Annotated in this window: 15 protein-coding genes; 2 read left to right on the forward strand and 13 right to left on the reverse strand. The window is 45.0% G+C overall.

The genetic code is table 11. From position 1 onward, the window contains the following. Positions 1-62: 62 nt before the first annotated feature. The 3 genes from glyQ to IMZ28_RS09215 all read right to left on the reverse strand — a co-directional run bounded on the left by glyQ (position 63) and on the right by IMZ28_RS09215 (position 3,029). A complete protein-coding gene (gene glyQ, locus IMZ28_RS09205; RefSeq protein ID WP_197548315.1) occupies positions 63-956 on the reverse strand; it encodes a glycine--tRNA ligase subunit alpha in 894 nt (297 codons plus the stop codon). A 140-nt stretch (positions 957-1,096) separates the two neighbouring features. Next, complete coding sequence (gene purE / locus IMZ28_RS09210; RefSeq protein ID WP_197548316.1) at positions 1,097-1,591, reverse strand: 5-(carboxyamino)imidazole ribonucleotide mutase; 495 nt, start codon at positions 1,589-1,591, stop codon at positions 1,097-1,099. Between the two features lie 94 nt (positions 1,592-1,685). Next, entirely contained in the window at positions 1,686-3,029 is a 1,344-nt protein-coding gene (locus IMZ28_RS09215) for a peptidase U32 family protein (RefSeq protein WP_197548317.1), read from the reverse strand. Between the two features lie 138 nt (positions 3,030-3,167). Here IMZ28_RS09215 and IMZ28_RS09220 point away from each other — a divergent pair, with 138 nt between their 5' ends. Beyond that, on the forward strand, positions 3,168-3,956 hold the full coding sequence (locus IMZ28_RS09220) for a histidinol-phosphatase (protein WP_197548318.1): 789 nt from the start codon (positions 3,168-3,170) through the stop codon (positions 3,954-3,956). Between the two features lie 75 nt (positions 3,957-4,031). Next, complete coding sequence (gene glnA / locus IMZ28_RS09225) at positions 4,032-5,462, forward strand: type I glutamate--ammonia ligase (protein ID WP_197548319.1); 1,431 nt, start codon at positions 4,032-4,034, stop codon at positions 5,460-5,462. 233 nt (positions 5,463-5,695) lie between these two features. Here glnA and IMZ28_RS09230 read toward each other — a convergent pair whose 3' ends face one another. From IMZ28_RS09230 to IMZ28_RS09275, 10 genes are all read right to left on the reverse strand, one after another. Then, positions 5,696-7,003, reverse strand: coding sequence for a cation:proton antiporter (locus tag IMZ28_RS09230; RefSeq protein WP_197548320.1), 1,308 nt, complete (start codon positions 7,001-7,003; stop codon positions 5,696-5,698). Then, entirely contained in the window at positions 6,996-7,622 is a 627-nt protein-coding gene (locus IMZ28_RS09235) for a DsbA family protein (protein WP_197548321.1), read from the reverse strand. Before IMZ28_RS09235 ends, IMZ28_RS09230 begins: the two co-directional genes overlap by 8 nt. After that, the gene (locus IMZ28_RS09240; protein ID WP_197549841.1) at positions 7,623-9,749 is read right to left on the reverse strand and encodes a transglycosylase domain-containing protein; all 2,127 of its coding nucleotides are present in this window, start codon (positions 9,747-9,749) and stop codon (positions 7,623-7,625) included. A gap of 53 nt (positions 9,750-9,802) precedes the next feature. Next, complete coding sequence (locus tag IMZ28_RS09245) at positions 9,803-10,897, reverse strand: aminotransferase class I/II-fold pyridoxal phosphate-dependent enzyme (protein ID WP_197548322.1); 1,095 nt, start codon at positions 10,895-10,897, stop codon at positions 9,803-9,805. A 158-nt stretch (positions 10,898-11,055) separates the two neighbouring features. Further along, entirely contained in the window at positions 11,056-11,610 is a 555-nt protein-coding gene (gene maf / locus IMZ28_RS09250) for a septum formation inhibitor Maf (protein WP_197548323.1), read from the reverse strand. Positions 11,611-11,686: 76 nt separating this feature from the next. Further along, on the reverse strand, positions 11,687-12,148 hold the full coding sequence (locus tag IMZ28_RS09255; RefSeq protein ID WP_197548324.1) for a hypothetical protein: 462 nt from the start codon (positions 12,146-12,148) through the stop codon (positions 11,687-11,689). A 1-nt stretch (position 12,149) separates the two neighbouring features. Further along, entirely contained in the window at positions 12,150-14,723 is a 2,574-nt protein-coding gene (gene alaS, locus IMZ28_RS09260) for an alanine--tRNA ligase (RefSeq protein WP_197548325.1), read from the reverse strand. A gap of 80 nt (positions 14,724-14,803) precedes the next feature. Further along, positions 14,804-15,238, reverse strand: coding sequence for a hypothetical protein (locus IMZ28_RS09265; RefSeq protein ID WP_197548326.1), 435 nt, complete (start codon positions 15,236-15,238; stop codon positions 14,804-14,806). A 71-nt stretch (positions 15,239-15,309) separates the two neighbouring features. Beyond that, complete coding sequence (locus tag IMZ28_RS09270; protein ID WP_197548327.1) at positions 15,310-16,434, reverse strand: UDP-N-acetylglucosamine--N-acetylmuramyl-(pentapeptide) pyrophosphoryl-undecaprenol N-acetylglucosamine transferase; 1,125 nt, start codon at positions 16,432-16,434, stop codon at positions 15,310-15,312. A 95-nt stretch (positions 16,435-16,529) separates the two neighbouring features. Next, positions 16,530-17,714 (reverse strand): FtsW/RodA/SpoVE family cell cycle protein, encoded by a 1,185-nt coding sequence (locus IMZ28_RS09275; protein ID WP_197548328.1) that lies wholly within the window; start codon positions 17,712-17,714, stop codon positions 16,530-16,532. Positions 17,715-17,835 lie beyond the last annotated feature (121 nt).

Raw genomic sequence — 17,835 nt, forward strand, 5'->3', positions numbered from 1 at the left:
CACAAGGGGCACCCCTACATATTTTTATATCCTGTAGGGGCAACCCTTGTAGTTGCCCTTGCTCAACCTCTTACTCTTCTGTTCCGCTCTTCTTCCTGCTCTTTGTAAAGCTGTGCACATCCTATAGCAAGTTCACGCACTTTAAGAATATAGTTCTGTCTCTGTGCCTGAGAGATCGCTTTTCTTGCATCAAGCACGTTGAATGCATGGGATGCGATCATACACTGATCGTATGCCGGCAGAGGCAGCCCTTTTTCAAGGCAGAGACGGCACTCTTCACTTGCATCATCAAAGTGTTGAAAAAGCTTCTCTACCGTTGCCACTTCAAAATGATACTTGCTGAACTCATACTCACTCTCTTTATGCACATCGGCATAGGTAGTTACTTCATCACCGTTTTTATTCCAGACAATGTCAAAAACAGATTCAACACCCTGCAGGTACATCGCAAGACGTTCAGTACCGTAGGTTATCTCTACTGCCACCGGATCACAGGCGATCCCGCCGACCTGCTGGAAGTAGGTAAACTGTGTTACTTCCATCCCGTCAAGCCATACTTCCCAACCAAGTCCCCAGGCACCAAGGGTAGGAGACTCCCAGTTATCCTCAACAAAGCGGATATCATGCTCTTTGAGATTCAGTCCAAGATACTCCAGAGACTTCAGGTAAAGCTCCTGAATATTGTCAGGACTCGGCTTGATAAGTACCTGAAACTGGTAGTATGCTCCGAGTCTGTTCGGGTTCTCTCCGTAACGTCCGTCAGTAGGACGGCGCGAAGGTGCCACATATGCTGTGCTCCACGGCCTGGAGTCAAGACTTCTTAAGAGTGTTGCAGGGTGAAATGTTCCTGCTCCTGCAGGCAGATCATAGGGCTGGACAATGTTACACCCCTGCTCAGTCCAGAACTGTTGGAGTTTGAGTAGTAGTTCACTAAATGTAATTGTGTCTTTGTTCATGCTTTCTCTTTCGTTAAATTTATTCGTAAATTCGGTTTTAACCACATAGTGAATAAAACCCAATCAACCTTCATAAAAAAAAGCGGTGCCAGGCACCGCATACGTCAACTCTTCACTCTTCGTTCTTATCTCTTCACTTCTTAGAGGATCACTTCAATCTCGGAAGAGTCAAGCTCCACCTTCTTCGCTTTGGAGATCCTGTCTTCCTGAAGCTTCACTCTCAACTCATCATCCTGCAATGCCATGATCTGAATGGCAAGATATGCTGCATTGACTGCTCCTGCTTTACCGATAGCCACCGTACCGACAGGCATACCTGCAGGCATCATCACGGTACTGAACAGGGCATCCTCTCCTTTAAGCGGTCCGCTCTCCATCGGCACACCCAATACAGGCTTGGTCGTTGTTGCTGCCAAAGCACCTGCAAGGTGTGCAGCCATACCTGCTGCAGCGATGAACACCTGTGCACCTTTTGCTTCGGCATCCTTAATATATTTTTTGGTTCTCTCAGGAGACCTGTGTGCCGAAGAGATGATCAGCTCATACGGTACACCGAACTTCTCCAGTGTCTTTCCACACTCTGCCATAATGCTGTAGTCACTCTTGCTCCCCATAACGATCGATACGAATTTCATACTGTTTCCTTTTTTAATTTTTGTCTTGGAATACATACATCAATGCAAAGTCTGCAACTGGACTCATGTATATATTCCCTCTGTTCAAACGGGTTTAGCCGTCACATTTAGGCTCCATATTCATAGGAGTGGACGCCTCTTTGAGTCCTTTTTTCTCCAGTGCCTCATCTATTCTGCGTCTGAGAATCGTATATCCGGGCAACGCAGCAGGCAGCAGAATATCATTGAGATTTCCACTGTGGACACACTCCAGCTCTTTCCCGTCCGCAGTAACAATCTTTTTAAAAGTCAGCCAATACTCTCCGTCGACTTCGTCAATTCTGCCATATTCATTATCGACCAGTTCCACACTTTCCCCTACTGGCAGTACGATCTCGACAGAGTCACCTGCGCACGTCTTGTCCTTGCAACGCCAGGTTTTTCCGTCCTCACCGACCAGTCCGGCTACCTGATGGGTCCCGTACTGGATGGAGAACGCATGAGACTCGGTATCGCTCTTCTCAAATGGACGCGATATGAGATACGCATCGGTAAAACCACGGTTCTGTGTTGTATTAAGTTCCTTTTGATAGCGGGATGGTTCAAAATCACCAGCATAATAATCATCGATCGCATGACGATACGCCTTGGTCACGACCCCTGCATAGTACGGAGCCTTGGTACGCCCCTCGATCTTGAGTGAGTCAATTACCCCTGAATCAAGGATTTCATCAATATGGGATGCCATATTCATATCTTTGGCATTCATGATGTAGGTACCAACCTCCTGCTCTTCATCAAGTCTGAAGGTTGTACCACTCTCAGGGTTATGCGCATATATCTCATACGGGAAACGGCAGTCGTTCGCACAGCTTCCGCGGTTGGGGACACGTCCTGTCTGCAAAGCAGAGATGAGACAGCGTCCGCTGTAGGCGAAACACATCGAACCGTGTACAAAGACCTCCAGCTCAAGATCCGGCAGTGCGGACTTGATCGATTCACAATCCTTCAGAGAGATCTCACGTGCCACGATAATACGCTTGACACCAAGATCATAGTAGACTTCCGCATCCATCGCATTCATCACATTTGCCTGTGTAGAAAGGTGAATAGGAATATCAGGTGCGATTCTTTTGGCAATCTTCACCACACCGGGGCTCGAAACGATCAATGCATCCGGCTTGAGTTCTGCCATCTTTGCAATGTGGTTCTCATAAAGCCTTATCTGTGAATTAAAAGGAAACGAATTCACCGTACAATAGACCTTCTTGCCTCTATCATGGGCATATTCGATCCCCTTAGCGAACGATTCCATATCGAACTCTTTTCCCGAACGGATACGCAGTGAAAAAGTACTCGTCCCTCCATACACTGCATCGGCACCGTAATTGAGCGCTATCTTCATCTTCTCAAGGTTCCCTGCCGGGGCTAAAAGTTCTACTCTGTTATTTTCTGTCATTCTTATCCTAAATACGATCACGAAAAGGGTAGGCAAATCCACCCTATGTCTAAATTAGTTTATGCTGAATACGTTAATAGTGGCCCTTATTTTACCCTATTAGTAGTAAAGAACAGTTTTTATGCTAAAATCTGCTCTATGAAAAAAAGACGAATAGATCTCCACAACCATACCACACGCTGCAACCATGCAGAGGGCAGTGTCGAAGAGTATATAGAACGTGCTGTTGAGCTCGGCATTGATATTTACGGCTTTTCAGAACATGCTCCAATGGATTTTGATGAAGGATACCGCCTCTCTTTTAAAGAGATGGATGCCTATGAGAAGGATATCCTTGCCGCTAAAGAAAAATACAAATCCCAAATAGAAATCCTGCTGGGATACGAAGTGGACTGGTTGCCCGGACACATGGATGAGCGGATATTGAATGCCCAGGTTGACTACCTTATCGGTTCAGTCCACTTTATCGACAAATGGAGTTTTGACAACCCTGAGTTTATCGGCGGATGGAAGAATCGTGATATTGATGAGATCTGGCAAGCCTATTTTGAAGCGACCGAAGCCATGGCAAAATCCGGAAAGTTTGATATTGTCGGACATCTTGACCTGATCAAGGTTTTCAAATATCTGCCTAAAAAGGATGTACGTCTTTTGGCAAAGAACTCCCTTCTTGCCATTAAAAAAAGCGGTATGGTACTGGAGATCAATACTGCCGGACTCCGTAAACCTGTCGGGGAGCTCTACCCCTCACGTGCACTGCTTGAGGAGGCTTATGCCCTTGATATTCCCATTACTTTCTCTTCAGATGCCCATACTGTTGAGCAGATCGGGTTCAAATATGATGACGCTGTGCTGACTGCCAAAGAGGTCGGATACAGCGCGGCTGTTACTTTTAGAGAAAGAGAAAAAGAATTGGTTATTTTTTAATCATAGGAGTTGGAGAAGATTAAAAATATTGTGGCTATAATGTAGGGACAAAATTTTAATCAGGAGAGTTACACAATGGGTAAGTTCGTTAACAATATAGACGAGTTTTTCAAATTTTGCGAGGAGAATGAGGTAGAGTTTGTTGACCTTCGTTTTACAGATATCAAAGGTGCATGGCATCATCTCACATACAGAATGAGTGCAGTGAATGCAGAAAATCTTGAGAACGGTTTCCCGTTTGACGGATCATCCATCGAAGCATGGCAGCCGATCAACAAATCGGACATGATCCTCAAGCCGGATGTTCCGACTGCATTCCTTGATCCGTTCACAGCAGATCCTACCATCATTCTATTCTGTGATGTATACGACATTTACAAAGGTGAACTATATGAGAAGTGTCCAAGATCGATCGCAAAAAAGGCACTTAAGCATGCAGAAGAGCTCGGTATTGCCGATGCAGCATATTTTGGTCCTGAGAATGAGTTCTTTATCTTTGACCACGTAGAGTTTACAGACAATATCAATGAAGCCGGATACAAAGTAGACTCCGAAGAGGGTGAATGGAATGACCCTTCAAGATTTGACGACTATGGGAACATGGGGCACAGACCAAGAACCAAAGGCGGGTACTTCCCTGTTCAGCCTACAGACTCCATGGTTGACCTGAGAGCAGAAATGATGCTTCTTCTCGAAGAAGTAGGTCTTGAAGTAGTTCTTGGACACCATGAGGTGGCTCAGGCCCAGGGTGAAATCGGAGTAGTCTTCTCAGACATCATCGGTGCAGCGGACAATGTACAAAAATACAAATATGTTGTCAAAATGGTAGCACACCTCAACGGTAAATCTGCTACATTCATGCCAAAACCACTCTTTGGTGATAACGGTAACGGAATGCATGTACACCAGTCTCTCTGGAAAGAGGGTAGAAACCTCTTCTATAAAGAGGGTGAATACGGTAACCTCTCAGAAATGGCACTCAACTATGCAGGCGGTATCTTTAAACATGCAGCAGCAGTTGCAGCCTTTACCAACCCAAGTACCAACTCCTACAAAAGACTTATCCCTGGGTTTGAGGCACCAAGCATCCTGACTTTCTCAAGTCAGAACAGATCAGCTGCATGTCGTATCCCTTACGGTGCAGGTGAAAAGGCAACCCGTATCGAGATGCGTTTCCCTGACTCATCTTCATGCCCGTATCTTGCATTCGCAGCAATGATGATGGCAGGGCTTGACGGTATCAAGAACAAGACTGTACCTGTTGGTCCGATGGATGAAGATCTGTTCGAACTTACCCTTGACGAGATCCGTGAAAAAGGTATTCCTCAGATGCCTCATACACTACGTGAAGCACTCGAAGGACTCATTTGCGACAATGACTTCCTTCAGCCTGTATTTTCACAGGAGTTCATCGATACCTATCAGCATTATATGTTCGAAAGACAGGTATGGCCTGACGAATCTCGCCCAACAGCATTCGAGTTCAAAACAACTTACTCCTGCTAATATCTCTTCCCGGGCTCCGGCTCGGGAACTCCTTGTTCCAATCACTCACTTAAATCATAAATTTGCCCTCTCGCTCTTCCAGGTTTACACACTGCCAAATATTCTTTCTCATCTCCTTGCATACCACGGTATGTGTAGATACTGCACAAAGATATCGTTTTATGCATATTTAAAAATGCTCAGACTTAACCAATGGAGAGATAGAGGGGGGACAAAGGGGATGTTGTAGGTAATTAATGCGTAAAAAGTTTTGTCTCTTTCTCTTTTTTAAAAAAGCGAAAGTAGGTCCACAAAGTCGTACCATAAACAAAAATGGAGAGTATGACAACACCTGTCGTAACTGCTTCAAAAAATTCTTTATACTCGAAATCTGCGGGGATCATGTGTACCAGAATGATCGAAAGTGCACCTTTCATTCCGGAAAAGGTCAAAATGAACCATCCCTCTGCACCTACAGGTTTGATCGAATCGATCGTTTTACCAAAAAAGGCAAACTTAGCCATAGAAATCATACGGATCAGTGTCGTCACTGCAAACATAATAAATATCTCATTTCTATATATCCACAGCTTCTCAAGATCGACTATCTCTGCCAACACAAAGAAGATCATAACTGCGGCAATATACCCAAACTCTTTTGCCATCTCATAGATGTACTCCAAACGCTCTTTGGTCGTTGCCACAACAGAACCCAAGCGCAAGGTGTGTAAGAAGCCTCTCTCTTTTTTGCCTTCTGCCTCTTCTATGGTTTTCAGATCCATATCGATCCATGCTTTGGTAGCAATGATTGCTGTTATGAGAGTCAAAATTCCACTGACATGCATCTCTTCGCCGATAACATACGCCAGGTACCCTTCGATGATAAAAGCAAAAAGTTCACCTCGTTTGTCAGAAAAGAGCTTCATCAGCATATAGAAACCATATCCTATTGCAAGCCCCATCCCCATACTGACAGTAAAGACACGTAATGCTTCTGTCACTGCATGCATTGCATCGATCTGACCACTCATCATCCATGGCAGTCCAATGAAGAAGAATGCGATGACTGCAGTGGCATCGTTACCCAGTGATTCTCCTTCAATGAGCACTTTTATATCATGACCGATCCCTTTGAACTGTGAAAGTACTGACTGTACGCTCACTGCATCAGTAGCCATGTTGATCGCAAACAAAGAGACATAGGCTCCCAGACTCAGCCCGGTAAATATATCAAAGTGGTAGAGGCTGGCACCTGCAGCAATAGAGAGTGCTACTGCAACAACTGCCAGGTAAAAAATACTCCAGGCATGCTTTTTGATATCAGAAAAATGCAGATGCAATGCATCTCCCATGAAAATCAAAGGAATACAAAAAAGGATGACCGTATCAAAATAATGTGGCAGATCTATGGGAACTGCTGCCTTAAAATAGGTATAGACCACATAAGATCCTGTTAAAAGTACAAATACCGAAGGGATCTTCATACGTGCAGCAATCGTTTCCGAGAATACCACCAGACTCAGTATAGTGATCAACATGATTTCCGGTGCAAAACTATGCATGATACTCTTCCTGTAACAGCTGTCTCATTTCAAGAAAGCTTCTATAGCCTTTTTGGCACACCATATGCCCCTCTCCGTCTACAAAGACAACAGAAGGGAATACATTGGCACCCATAGAACGTGCTTTGGCAAAATCATGCTGCATCAGTATTTCAGCACGCTCAGAGGCATAAAAAAAAGCAAACTTGCTGCTGTTTCCGAAAAGCTGCTCATAGTAGCCCTGAAGTACTCTTGCTCTGGTAATATCAATACCCTGTGTATAAAAAGCATTTTGGAGCGCATGAAGATAGGCAAATGCAGCATCTGCTCCCAGAAGTTCACGAACCGTTACAACAGCTTTGCAGGCAGGATAGGTATCATACTCAAAAAGCTCTTTTTCAAACAGTTCGTCATTGAACAGTTGCCCTGTGCTTTGGGCTACCTGCTGCCAGTGTGCTTTGAGATAGGCTTTGGAGGCTTCATTCCACTGCATCTCACCTTGGGTACGCAGTCCGCCTAACACCAGAGAAAAATGACAAGTACCTGAGAATATCTTTCTTGTTTCCTCTATGACAGGAGTAAAACCCCAGCACCAGGAACACATAGGGTCTACAACGAAATAAAGGTGTTTTTTCAGCATTTAGAAAAGTGTACCGCTGTCTTCGGAAGCAGGGGTCTCCGGTACGATGCGCGGCGGGTGCAGTGCATCCCCCTCCTCTTTCTTTTCATTCGGATCTTCATCAATGTTGACCGTCTCTGCAAATCCCTCATCACTGTCACTCTCTCTGATCGTCATCTCCTCTTCAGGGTTGACGTCTTCTTCCGGTGAGCTGATCATATAGCCGTCGTCATCTCTTCTGTACCCGGTATCAAACCCATTCATCTGTTTTTGCATCTTCGGCAGAGGAGAGATTTGGGTATAGAGCTCTTTTTTCCCCTCATACTCTCCAACAAAAACCCCTTCTGGGATATCAAAAGTACGTTTGGTATCCGGATAGAGTTCCAACAGATGTTTGTAGTAGTAGGCAAATGCAGGTGCAGCTGTCGCACCGCCCGTCGCACCCCGACCTATAGGCTTGTTATTATCACGGCCGAACCAGACAATTGTCTCAATGGTAGGCGAGTATCCGCAGAACCATGCATCGATATTCTTGTTGGTCGTTCCTGTTTTCCCAGCCAGTTCTATGCCTTTGACCTGTGCATTGCGCCCTGTACCCCGCTTAACGACATCTTTGAGAATATCTGTCATCAGGTAAGCCTGTTCGGGGGTTGTAAAGTCTGCGATCTCTTTTGGACGTGTTGCATAGATGACCGCTCCCTCTTTGGAAACAATCTTGCTGACCAGTCTTGGTTCGATCATATGTCCCTTGTTGGCAAAAACAGAAAATATCTGTGCCATCTTCAGAGGACTGAGTCCCAGGTTTCCAAGGGCAATAGACATATCACGCGGGATATGCGGTACATCCAAAAATGCCAGACGTTTACGGATAGTACTGACACCTATGTCAGACACAAGGTTGATCGTTGCAAGGTTACGCGAATGCACCAGTGCTTCACGAAGCGGAATGAAGCCTTTGAAATTACGTTCATAGTTCTTTGGTGACCAGATCTTCGGTTTGCCTTTATAATAGTATTGGAAGGTGCGGGCCAGATCGGTCAACGGACTTGCCGGACTGTATCCCATATCAAGTGCCGTCTGATAGATAAAAGGTTTGAATGCAGATCCGGGCTGACGTTCAGACTGCGTCACTCTGTTAAAAGCAGATCTTTTATAGTCTACTCCTCCTACCATCGTTAAAATATCGCCTGTACTACTCTCTACAGAAACAAAGGCTGCGTTGATCGTCGATGTTTCGGGATCTTCCTTATATCGTTTCAAGACTCTTTCATAAGCATACTTTACCGCTTCTCTTGCGATCTGCTGCTGTTTCATATCAACTGTAGTATATATTTGATACCCGCCGGTACGTACATCTCCCAGTTTGTCCTTGAAGCGTCTGACCACTTCATCGACAATATAGGGTGCTACATTCTGCCGAAGAGATGTTTTGTAGACTTTTGGAGACTCTTTGACCGCTTTGAGATAATCTGCTTCAGAAAGCCATCCAAGACTCTTCATACGATAAAGTACATTGTTCGCACGGTTGAGCGCCCGTTTATAATGTTTAAGCGGATTGTAGTAGCTTGGTGCATTTGGCAGACCGACCAGAATAGCTGCCTCTTTGAGTGTCAGTTCATTCAGCTCTTTATGAAAATAGCCGTTAGCTGCCGTCTTGACACCATAATAATTATTCCCGTAAGATATCTCATTAAGATAACGTTCAATAATATCCTCTTTGCTCAGTACCTGCTCGATCTTTATCGCCAGAATCGCCTCTTTGATCTTACGGGCAAGTTTCTTTTCACTGGTAAGTATCTTGTTCTTGATCAGCTGCTGCGTAAGGGTACTTCCGCCTTCTACAAATTTCCCTGCCTGAATATCTTTGATGACCGCTCTTATAATTGCATCAGGATTGACTCCGCCATGTTCAAAGAACTTGGTATCTTCCATAGCGACAAGCCCTTCGACAAGATAGCTTGGAAGCTCATCATAATGTGCATAGAGACGATGTTGTTTTTTAAATACATAGGCAAGCTTTTCACCATTTCTGTCAAGTACAACAGAGGAGATCTCCGGTTTATAATTGATCAGCTTGTCCGCATCCAGGGAGATCTCTTCATAGGCATAGATAAATGCGGCAAAGAGTGCTACCGCAAAGATCATCATTAAAATGATCGACGTTTTGATCAGACTAAACACACTACCCTTTCTTTTTTAGCTTATTGTACCAAGTTAAGCCTAATGAGTGCCAGCAGATGACGCAGTTTGTCTGTCGGGAGTGCTGCATTGAGGATGACACGTAAAATAGGCTTAGATACAGTTGGCTGGCGAATGGCACCCACCAGATAGTTCTGTTCCATCAGTCCCTGTTGCATAAAAAGTGCAAATTCATTATCGGGTAAAACAATGGGCAGAATAAGACTTTCACACCTGATACCCATCTCATTTTCTACTGCTTTTTGATGTGCTTTGATCTTTTCTCTCAACTTTTTGGCATTCTTTCGAATGTATCTCATATTGCTATAGGCAAGAGCCGTATCGAACACTGAAGGTGCCGTTGCATAGATGATCGGCTTGGCACGGTTCTCCAGAAAACTGATAACGGTTCTGGAAGCAAGAATATACGCACCGTAAGAGCCGTACGCTTTCCCAAGTGTTCCCATTTTGATATGCTTGTCAGTGATGCTGATACCATAGTACTCAAAAATTCCAAGAAGGTTTTTACCAAGTACCCCGGCACTGTGTGCTTCATCGACAATCAAGAGAAGACCGCGTTCATCAGCCAGATCAAAGATCTCTTTTTTACAGAGATCCCCACCCATGGAGTAAACGCCTTCAACAGCAATGATCTGCCGCTTGCCAGGATAGGCATCAAGCTTCTGCTGAAGGTCTTCCGCATCATTGTGTCTGAACTTCACCACACGCTCACCCAAAAGCTGTGCTGCCATTACACCGGAAGCATGGTACTCCTCATCCATAAAAAGCATATCACCTTTGCGTACCAGCGACTCAATCAGCGCCAGATTTGCAAGAAATCCGCTGCCAACGATCATCCCCTCCTCAAAACCGTTCAGCTCTGCCATCTCCAGTTCGAACAGACGGTGAATAGGGTGGTATCCGTTGACCAGTTGGCTGGCACGCGGGGCAAAAGTATCATACTCTTCTACCATTTTGACTGCTTTTTTGAACGATTTCTTACGTTTGGCAAGCCCTAGATAGTCATTGGAGGCAAAGTCGTCAAGTTGATCGGAATAGAGCTTCCGCTCTCTGAAACGTCCTGCCTTTTTAAGGGCTTCAAGTTCTTTTTCGTACATAAAATTACCTTTTGATCTATCATGCAGTCTGTAGGGGTCGGTCATCTGCCGACCTGATAAAGGCAGGTACAAGACCAACTCCTACAATAACCAATCATTTAAATACCATCTAACAATAAAAGCTTTCCAACAGAAAAGCATACCAGCATTATTCATTATTAAAGCCACGGCTTCAACACTTCTACCTGAAGCCCCATTGCCGTGCTCTCATATCCGTTTACTTCCAAAATATATTTTTTGCAAAACCCTTCAACCATACAGCCGCCTGCTTTGCCCTGCCACTCTCTGCTTTCAAGATAGACTTCAAGATCGGCTTTTTCAAAGGGTGCAAAACGGTAATGGGTTGCCGAAGTATCCGTAAAGAACAGTTCTTTTGACTTATAATGTACGGAGGTGATAATGGAGATAGTAGAGCCGCTCTGTATATTCAGGATACGTCTGGCATCATCTACATCTTTGGCTTTACGCAGTATCGTTCCGTCCGCTGCTGCAATAACTGTATCTGCACACAAAAGCGGCATATCGATGCCGTACAACTTTTCTGCCGCTTCCAGCTTGCCTTTGCTTGCCAAATAGACAAAATCTTTGGCTGCAGCTGTCTGTATTTGTTCTTCATCAAAATCAGCGGTTTTTTGTATAAAATCCACACCGAAGTTGCTAAGCAAAAGTGCACGAGACTCGGAAGCTGAACACAAACAAATTGTATTTTTCACATGATTCCTTTATTCGCAGGCTGAGCTGTGGCCAGCATCGTCAATGGTATATGCCTATATTTGGCTATTGTCAAACCTACAACCCTCTTAAGCTTACACCAAGATAAAGTGCCACTACACCCAGAACAATATTTACCGGTAACAGGAGATTTGGGATATGCTTTACTTTTGCTTTGGCTTCAGGAAGTTTTCCCGCTTCAAACAACTTCCAGGCACTTCTTCGCTGCACATACATATAGATAAAGTTAAGTACCATCACTGTCCAGATGACCTCTTTGGAGAGAAAGAGTGATTTGAGTATACCATGGTGTCCGTTGGAGGCGATCGCCATCATAAGACCGGTTGCAAGCAGGGTAAGGATGAACGGAATGACCAGATGGAACAGCCTTCCCGTAATCTGTAGCGTCTTTCCGAGTTTGATCTTCGGCTCTTCAATACTTTGCAGTACAGGATGTACCGCTACACGGATCGCGATCATCCCTCCTACCCAGACAAAAGCTGAGAGTACATGTAAAAAGACGACTATATGGGTATACATCTTAGTTCCCGCCCTCTAGTACTTCGGCAAGATAGGTCTTTGCCTCTTCGATCGCTTCGGTGATCTTTTCAGGTTTCTTTCCTCCTGCCTGTGCAAAGTCTGGACGACCACCCCCGCCGCCACCAACGATCGGTGCGATGGATTTGATCCAGTCCCCCGCTTTGACCGGTGTGTTCTTCGAACCAGCAGCCAGCAGTACCTTTTCACCCTTCTTCTGGAAGAGCATGATAGCGACATTGTCATACTTGTTCTTGGCCTCATCGATCATCTCTTTGATGTCACCCGCCTGTACCTCATCGACAATCACATTGATACCATTCACATCTACCGGAGTCAACTCTTTTTTGGAGCTGTTGAGTGCCTCTTTAAGTTCACTTTTGAGAGACTTGATCTCCTCTTTGAGCTTGCTGATACCCGCGATCGGGTTCTGGTTCTTCACCTCTTCCTTGATCTGCTCGATCTCTGAGCGAAGCCCTTTAACCTTCTCAACCGCCGCACGACCGCAGATCGCTTCGATACGTCTGACCCCTGCACTCACCCCGCTCTCTTTTGTAACCATGAAAAGCCCGATGCGGGAAGTGTTGTCCACATGCGTTCCTCCGCACAGCTCCACTGAAGCATCACCCATACTTACCACACGTACTTTCTCACCATACTTCTCGCCAAAGAGTGCCAAAGCACCGGAGTTCTTCGCCTCTTCGATGCTCATCACTTCCGTCTTTCTCTCAATCGCACGTTGAATCTTGTCATTGACCCAGTCTTCTACCTTCTGCAGCTCTTGGGCTGTCATTGCTTTGGGATGAGAAAAGTCAAAACGCAAACGCTTGTCATCATTGAGTGACCCCGCCTGCGAAATATGCTCCCCAAGAATTGCTCTCAGCGCCGCATGCAGCAGATGTGTCGCAGAGTGATGCTTTTCGACCTCCGCGCGGGACTGATCGACCACTGCTTCCACCTCATCACCGACAGAGAGTTTCCCTTCCACTTCAGAGAGGTTCATATCAAGAAATTTCTTCGTATCCTTTACTGCTGTCTGCTCACTGCTGCCTGCTACCTTGATCGTTCCACGATCACCGACTTGTCCGCCAGACTCTGCATAAAACGGTGTCTTCTCCAGCATTACCCAGCCTTTGCCGTCGATGGCGTCTACCTGCTTGAAATTCTCATCTAGCAGTGCAAGGACTTTGGTGGTTGTTTCAGTGGTTTCATAGCCAACAAACTCATTCACTTCAAACTGCTCTTTCAGCTGCTTGAAGTCACCGCTTGTCGCTGCATCGCCTGTCCCTTTCCAATTGGCTTTGGACTGGGCTTTCTGCGCTTCCATCTTGGCATTGAAGGTATCGATATCAAGTTTGATTCCCTTCTCTCTAAGCATATCCTCTGTCAGGTCAAGCGGGAAACCGAAGGTGTCGTAAAGTTTGAACGCCACTTCACCATTGAAGGTATCGGTCATCTTTTCAAGCTCCTGATTAAAGAGTTTGATCCCCGCTTCAATCGTATCGAAGAAGCGCTCTTCTTCAAGTTTCATGGAGGTTTTGATGGCTTCGGATTTAGTCTTGAGGTAGCCATAGTGGTCACCCATCACCTCTACCAGTGCGTCGACCAGTTTGTACATAAACGGTTCTCTCAGTCCCAACAGGTACCCGTGACGGATGGCACGGCGCATGATACGACGAAGCACATACCCTCGTCCCTCTTTATCGAAATTGACCCCCTGAGCCAGCAGGAAACTCACTGAACGGACATGGTCAGCGATGACACGGTAGCTTGCAGAGTTGGGGGCATCATAGTCATACGGCTTGCCTACCAGTTTGCCGATGGCATCGAGCAGCGGCATAAAGAGTGAAGAGTGGTAGTTGTTGAACTTACCCTCTTTGATGGCAACCACACGCTCCAGTCCCATACCTGTATCGATACTCGGTTTTGGAAGGGGATGGAGTTCACCCTTCTCATCTCTTTCATACTGCATGAATACAAGATTCCATATCTCAAGAAAACGGTCACCCTCCCCGCCCATTACATCTTCAGGAGAGTTAAAATGCTCTTCTCCCTGATCGTAGAATATCTCAGAACACGGTCCGCATGGTCCTGTATCTCCCATCTGCCAGAAATTGTCTTTATCACCAAAACGCATGATGCGCTCTTCGGAGATATGTGTTTTCCAGAGATCATATGCTTCATCATCACTGTCATGTACGGTAACCCATATTTTCTCTACAGGCAGTGCAAGATATTCACTGCCTGTTACAAACTCCCATGCATAGGCAATCGCTTCTTTTTTGAAGTAGTCCCCAAAAGAGAAGTTCCCCAACATCTCGAAGAAGGTATGATGCCGTGCAGTGTAGCCTACATTATCAAGATCATTATGCTTGCCTCCTGCTCTGATGCAGGTTTGCGAAGAGGTAGCTCTTGGTGGGTTTGGAACAGGAGCATCTCCCGTAAAGATGTTCTTGAACTGTACCATTCCCGCATTGGTAAAAAGAAGTGTCGGGTCATCGGGTACCAGAGGAGAACTCTCTACCAGCTTGTGCCCTTTGCTCTGGAAATACTCTAAAAATGATTTTCTAATATCCATTGAAAAATATCCTACATTGTAAATTGGGATATTTTATCGAATTTGTGGTTATTTGGAGGTAAAAGTATGTTTCTCCGCTTTTAATAAATATCAAACAGGGTACATCCGTCATGTATCCTGCTGTCGGTAACAAACCCGCTTGGACCGCTATATCCTGTCTCGGACAAAGCCCCATCAAAGATACATTCATAATATATCCCGTCAATCCCGGCATCTGTATCAGGGTCATTGTCATATTCTATATACAGATCAGACTGAATATCGTTGATAACAAAATCAAACTTGCAGTTATCACCTTTAATATCGAACATGAAAGCCCCTTCAAAGTTCGTAACACCGCTTGTACCGCTGTCACACTCATAGATGATACCGCTTACACCTTCACCAAACCCATCTGTAATAAAAAAAGTTTCAAGTATGGGTTCTTCAATAATGATGACATCATCACTGCCGCCGCAGCCGCTTAATACGATTATCATAACACTGCCTGCCAATAAGATCAAAAACTTTTTCATTTCACACTCCTGTGCATAACATTTCTACGGCTAGTGTAAAACAAAATCGTTTTGAAATTGTGAAGTAAACTCTATTTGTCAGTAAATGCTTTTAAAAACAGGGCGATCTCCCGGCTTCCGTCCTTCTCGACAATCTCCATCAAGCCTCTACTTTTTATTTCCAAGTTCTCATCCAGCAGAGCCAGTACTTTTTCTTTGCCAATCTCGTTCTCCTTCATCAGCCATGCAAGCTCTTTGTCTACAAGAAATTTTGCATTATGATACTGATGATCACCTGCTGCATAGGGGTATGGAACAAAAAGGGTCGGCAATGCTGCTGCAGAGAGTTCCCAGAGTGTTGATGCACCTGCTCGCGCTATGGCAAAGTCTGCTTCATTCATATAGTCTGCCAGCTTGGTAGTAAACCCAAAGACCTCTGCTTCGATTCCAAGCTCTTTATAGGTGTTTTCTACTTCTTCAATATGATTACTTCCCGCCTGATGGATGATCTTAATACCACGTTCTTTAAGCTCCGGAGCTATGGAAAGAGCCAGCTCATTAATTGCCCTGGCACCTTGTGAACCACCCAAAAAAATAACAGTGTTGGCCTTTTTTCGGATATGTGCATTTTGAAAAAAAACCTCTTTGACCGGATACGCTTTAATAGGACTCTCCTCCAGATAAGAACTAATAAAGGCTGCAGAAAAGGGTTTGAGCAGTCTGTTTAACGAACCCTGTGCTGCATTCTGTTCATGGATCACAAGCGGGATCCCCAGAGATTTGGCTGCAAAAGCCGTTGCCGCAGCAGAAAAGCCCCCTACAGAGAAGACCACTTTTGCATGATGCTTCTTGAGTAGCTTTCGTGCCTCCAAAAAGGCCTTGAACATCATCCAGAGTGCCTGAAGTTTTCCTATTCCTCTCTGATTGACAACTCCTTTGGTTTTAAGAAAATATTTGGCTTCAAAGTCAACATCATCTTCAAACCACTGTCTGTCCTGTCCTTTTGTCGAACCGATATATACCAACTTTGTTGGTAGAGAAGAGTGAAGAGTGAAGGGTGAAGAGTTTTGGCTGGTATCGCTTTGCGACACCTCTTTATAAGCTCTTAACTCTGCCCCCTGATCCCTTTTGTCAGCATTATTGACAAGCTGCTCTTTTACTGCTCTTACAATAGCAAGATGTCCACCCGTTCCACCACCCGTCATAACAATACTCATTGCATATCTCCTCTTCTGCTTACAACATGTATGAAAACGGAGCCACTGCACCGCATACCACAACCCTTCACTCTTTACTCTTCACTATAGGGCACCTATAATATATTCCCGTGCATATCACGTGGAACCTTTTTCGATACCATCAGTATCATCCCTATGGCGATACACATTGCCAGAATGTGTGAACCTCCATAACTCAGGAATGGTACTGCAATCCCTTTGATAGGAGTAATTCCTGATATTCCGTAAGCGTTGAGAATGAACGAATATGCAATAAGCAGACCGATCCCTACACTGAAAAGGTAGTACATCGGGTCCTGTACTTTGGACGCGATCTTGAAGATGCGGAAGATTACAAAAAGTACAGTGAATACAACAAGTGCCAGTCCTGCAAAACCAAGCTCTTCTGTAATCCCCGCCAAGATAAAGTCGGTATGTACCTCAGAGAGGTAACCCAGCTTGAACTGTCCGTTTCCAAGCCCCTGTCCCCAAAGTCCTCCATTGTGAATGGCATTGAGAGAGTTTGATATCTGCCATGGTTCTTTTACCGTCGCCTCCACCCTTAAATACTGTACTGACTCAAACGGGAACAGAGAGAGCACTGTATCCTGTACACTTACCCACCAGCTTTTGATACGTGCCATACGGTGGGGAGCAAAAAAAATCAGAGCGATCACACCGGCAAAAGCTGAAGAGAGCAGCATTAAAAAGAACTTGTAGGAACTGCCTACGAATAAAAACAGTGTCAATAAAGTAGCTCCCAGTACAACCACCTGGCCAAGATCTTTCTGAAAGATCGCAATAAGTACAACGGCTATGGCAAAAATAATCAAATAGGGTGCAAACAGCCTAAGCTCCTCAAGAAAACCCATCTTCTCCTTGTCTCCAAGCTTGCGCTTGAAACTCCACGCAAGAAAAAAGACAAATCCCACTTTAAAGAACTCTACAGGTGCGATAGAGAGCGGTCCAAGATGTATCCAGCGCTTGGCACCGCCTACCGCATTGACCAGAGAGGCGGGCAGAAACTGCATAGCGATCATTAATATAAAAAAAACAATAAAAAGCATTATACCGGTAGGGGCAAACCACTTATCAGGATCAAGTTTGCTTAAAATGATCATTGCAGTCAATCCTGCAAAGACCGCTGCAGTCTGACGAATAAAAAAATGAAATTCGTTATAGCCAAAATGCTGTACAGTATAGACAGAGAGAGAGTAATCCATCACCAATGAAAGAGTCAGAAGTGCCATCACTGCGGTAAGAAGCGGTTTGTCTATCATTTTTTCACTCTTATGCCATTTTTTTTGAATTGAACTCTCTGAAAAATTCTGTTATTCTCAAGATATCTCCCCGGGTCTTTGAAATCTATAGATCGGTAATGCCAATACAGTGTGGATCCTC

The sequence above is a fragment of the Sulfurovum indicum genome (assembly GCF_014931715.1).
Taxonomy (GTDB): Bacteria; Campylobacterota; Campylobacteria; order Campylobacterales; family Sulfurovaceae; genus Sulfurovum; species Sulfurovum indicum.

Excerpts from the sequence above, each read along its gene's own strand:
- glyQ (WP_197548315.1), bottom strand. The coding sequence starts at position 956 with ATGAACAAAGACACAATTACATTTAGTGAACTACTACTCAAACTCCAA.
- purE (WP_197548316.1), bottom strand. The coding sequence starts at position 1,591 with ATGAAATTCGTATCGATCGTTATGGGGAGCAAGAGTGACTACAGCATT.
- IMZ28_RS09215 (WP_197548317.1), bottom strand. The coding sequence starts at position 3,029 with ATGACAGAAAATAACAGAGTAGAACTTTTAGCCCCGGCAGGGAACCTT.
- IMZ28_RS09220 (WP_197548318.1), top strand. The coding sequence starts at position 3,168 with ATGAAAAAAAGACGAATAGATCTCCACAACCATACCACACGCTGCAAC.
- glnA (WP_197548319.1), top strand. The coding sequence starts at position 4,032 with ATGGGTAAGTTCGTTAACAATATAGACGAGTTTTTCAAATTTTGCGAG.
- IMZ28_RS09230 (WP_197548320.1), bottom strand. The coding sequence starts at position 7,003 with ATGCATAGTTTTGCACCGGAAATCATGTTGATCACTATACTGAGTCTG.
- IMZ28_RS09235 (WP_197548321.1), bottom strand. The coding sequence starts at position 7,622 with ATGCTGAAAAAACACCTTTATTTCGTTGTAGACCCTATGTGTTCCTGG.
- IMZ28_RS09240 (WP_197549841.1), bottom strand. The coding sequence starts at position 9,749 with ATGATGATCTTTGCGGTAGCACTCTTTGCCGCATTTATCTATGCCTAT.
- IMZ28_RS09245 (WP_197548322.1), bottom strand. The coding sequence starts at position 10,897 with ATGTACGAAAAAGAACTTGAAGCCCTTAAAAAGGCAGGACGTTTCAGA.
- IMZ28_RS09255 (WP_197548324.1), bottom strand. The coding sequence starts at position 12,148 with ATGTATACCCATATAGTCGTCTTTTTACATGTACTCTCAGCTTTTGTC.
- alaS (WP_197548325.1), bottom strand. The coding sequence starts at position 14,723 with ATGGATATTAGAAAATCATTTTTAGAGTATTTCCAGAGCAAAGGGCAC.
- IMZ28_RS09265 (WP_197548326.1), bottom strand. The coding sequence starts at position 15,238 with ATGAAAAAGTTTTTGATCTTATTGGCAGGCAGTGTTATGATAATCGTA.
- IMZ28_RS09270 (WP_197548327.1), bottom strand. The coding sequence starts at position 16,434 with ATGAGTATTGTTATGACGGGTGGTGGAACGGGTGGACATCTTGCTATT.
- IMZ28_RS09275 (WP_197548328.1), bottom strand. The coding sequence starts at position 17,714 with ATGATAGACAAACCGCTTCTTACCGCAGTGATGGCACTTCTGACTCTT.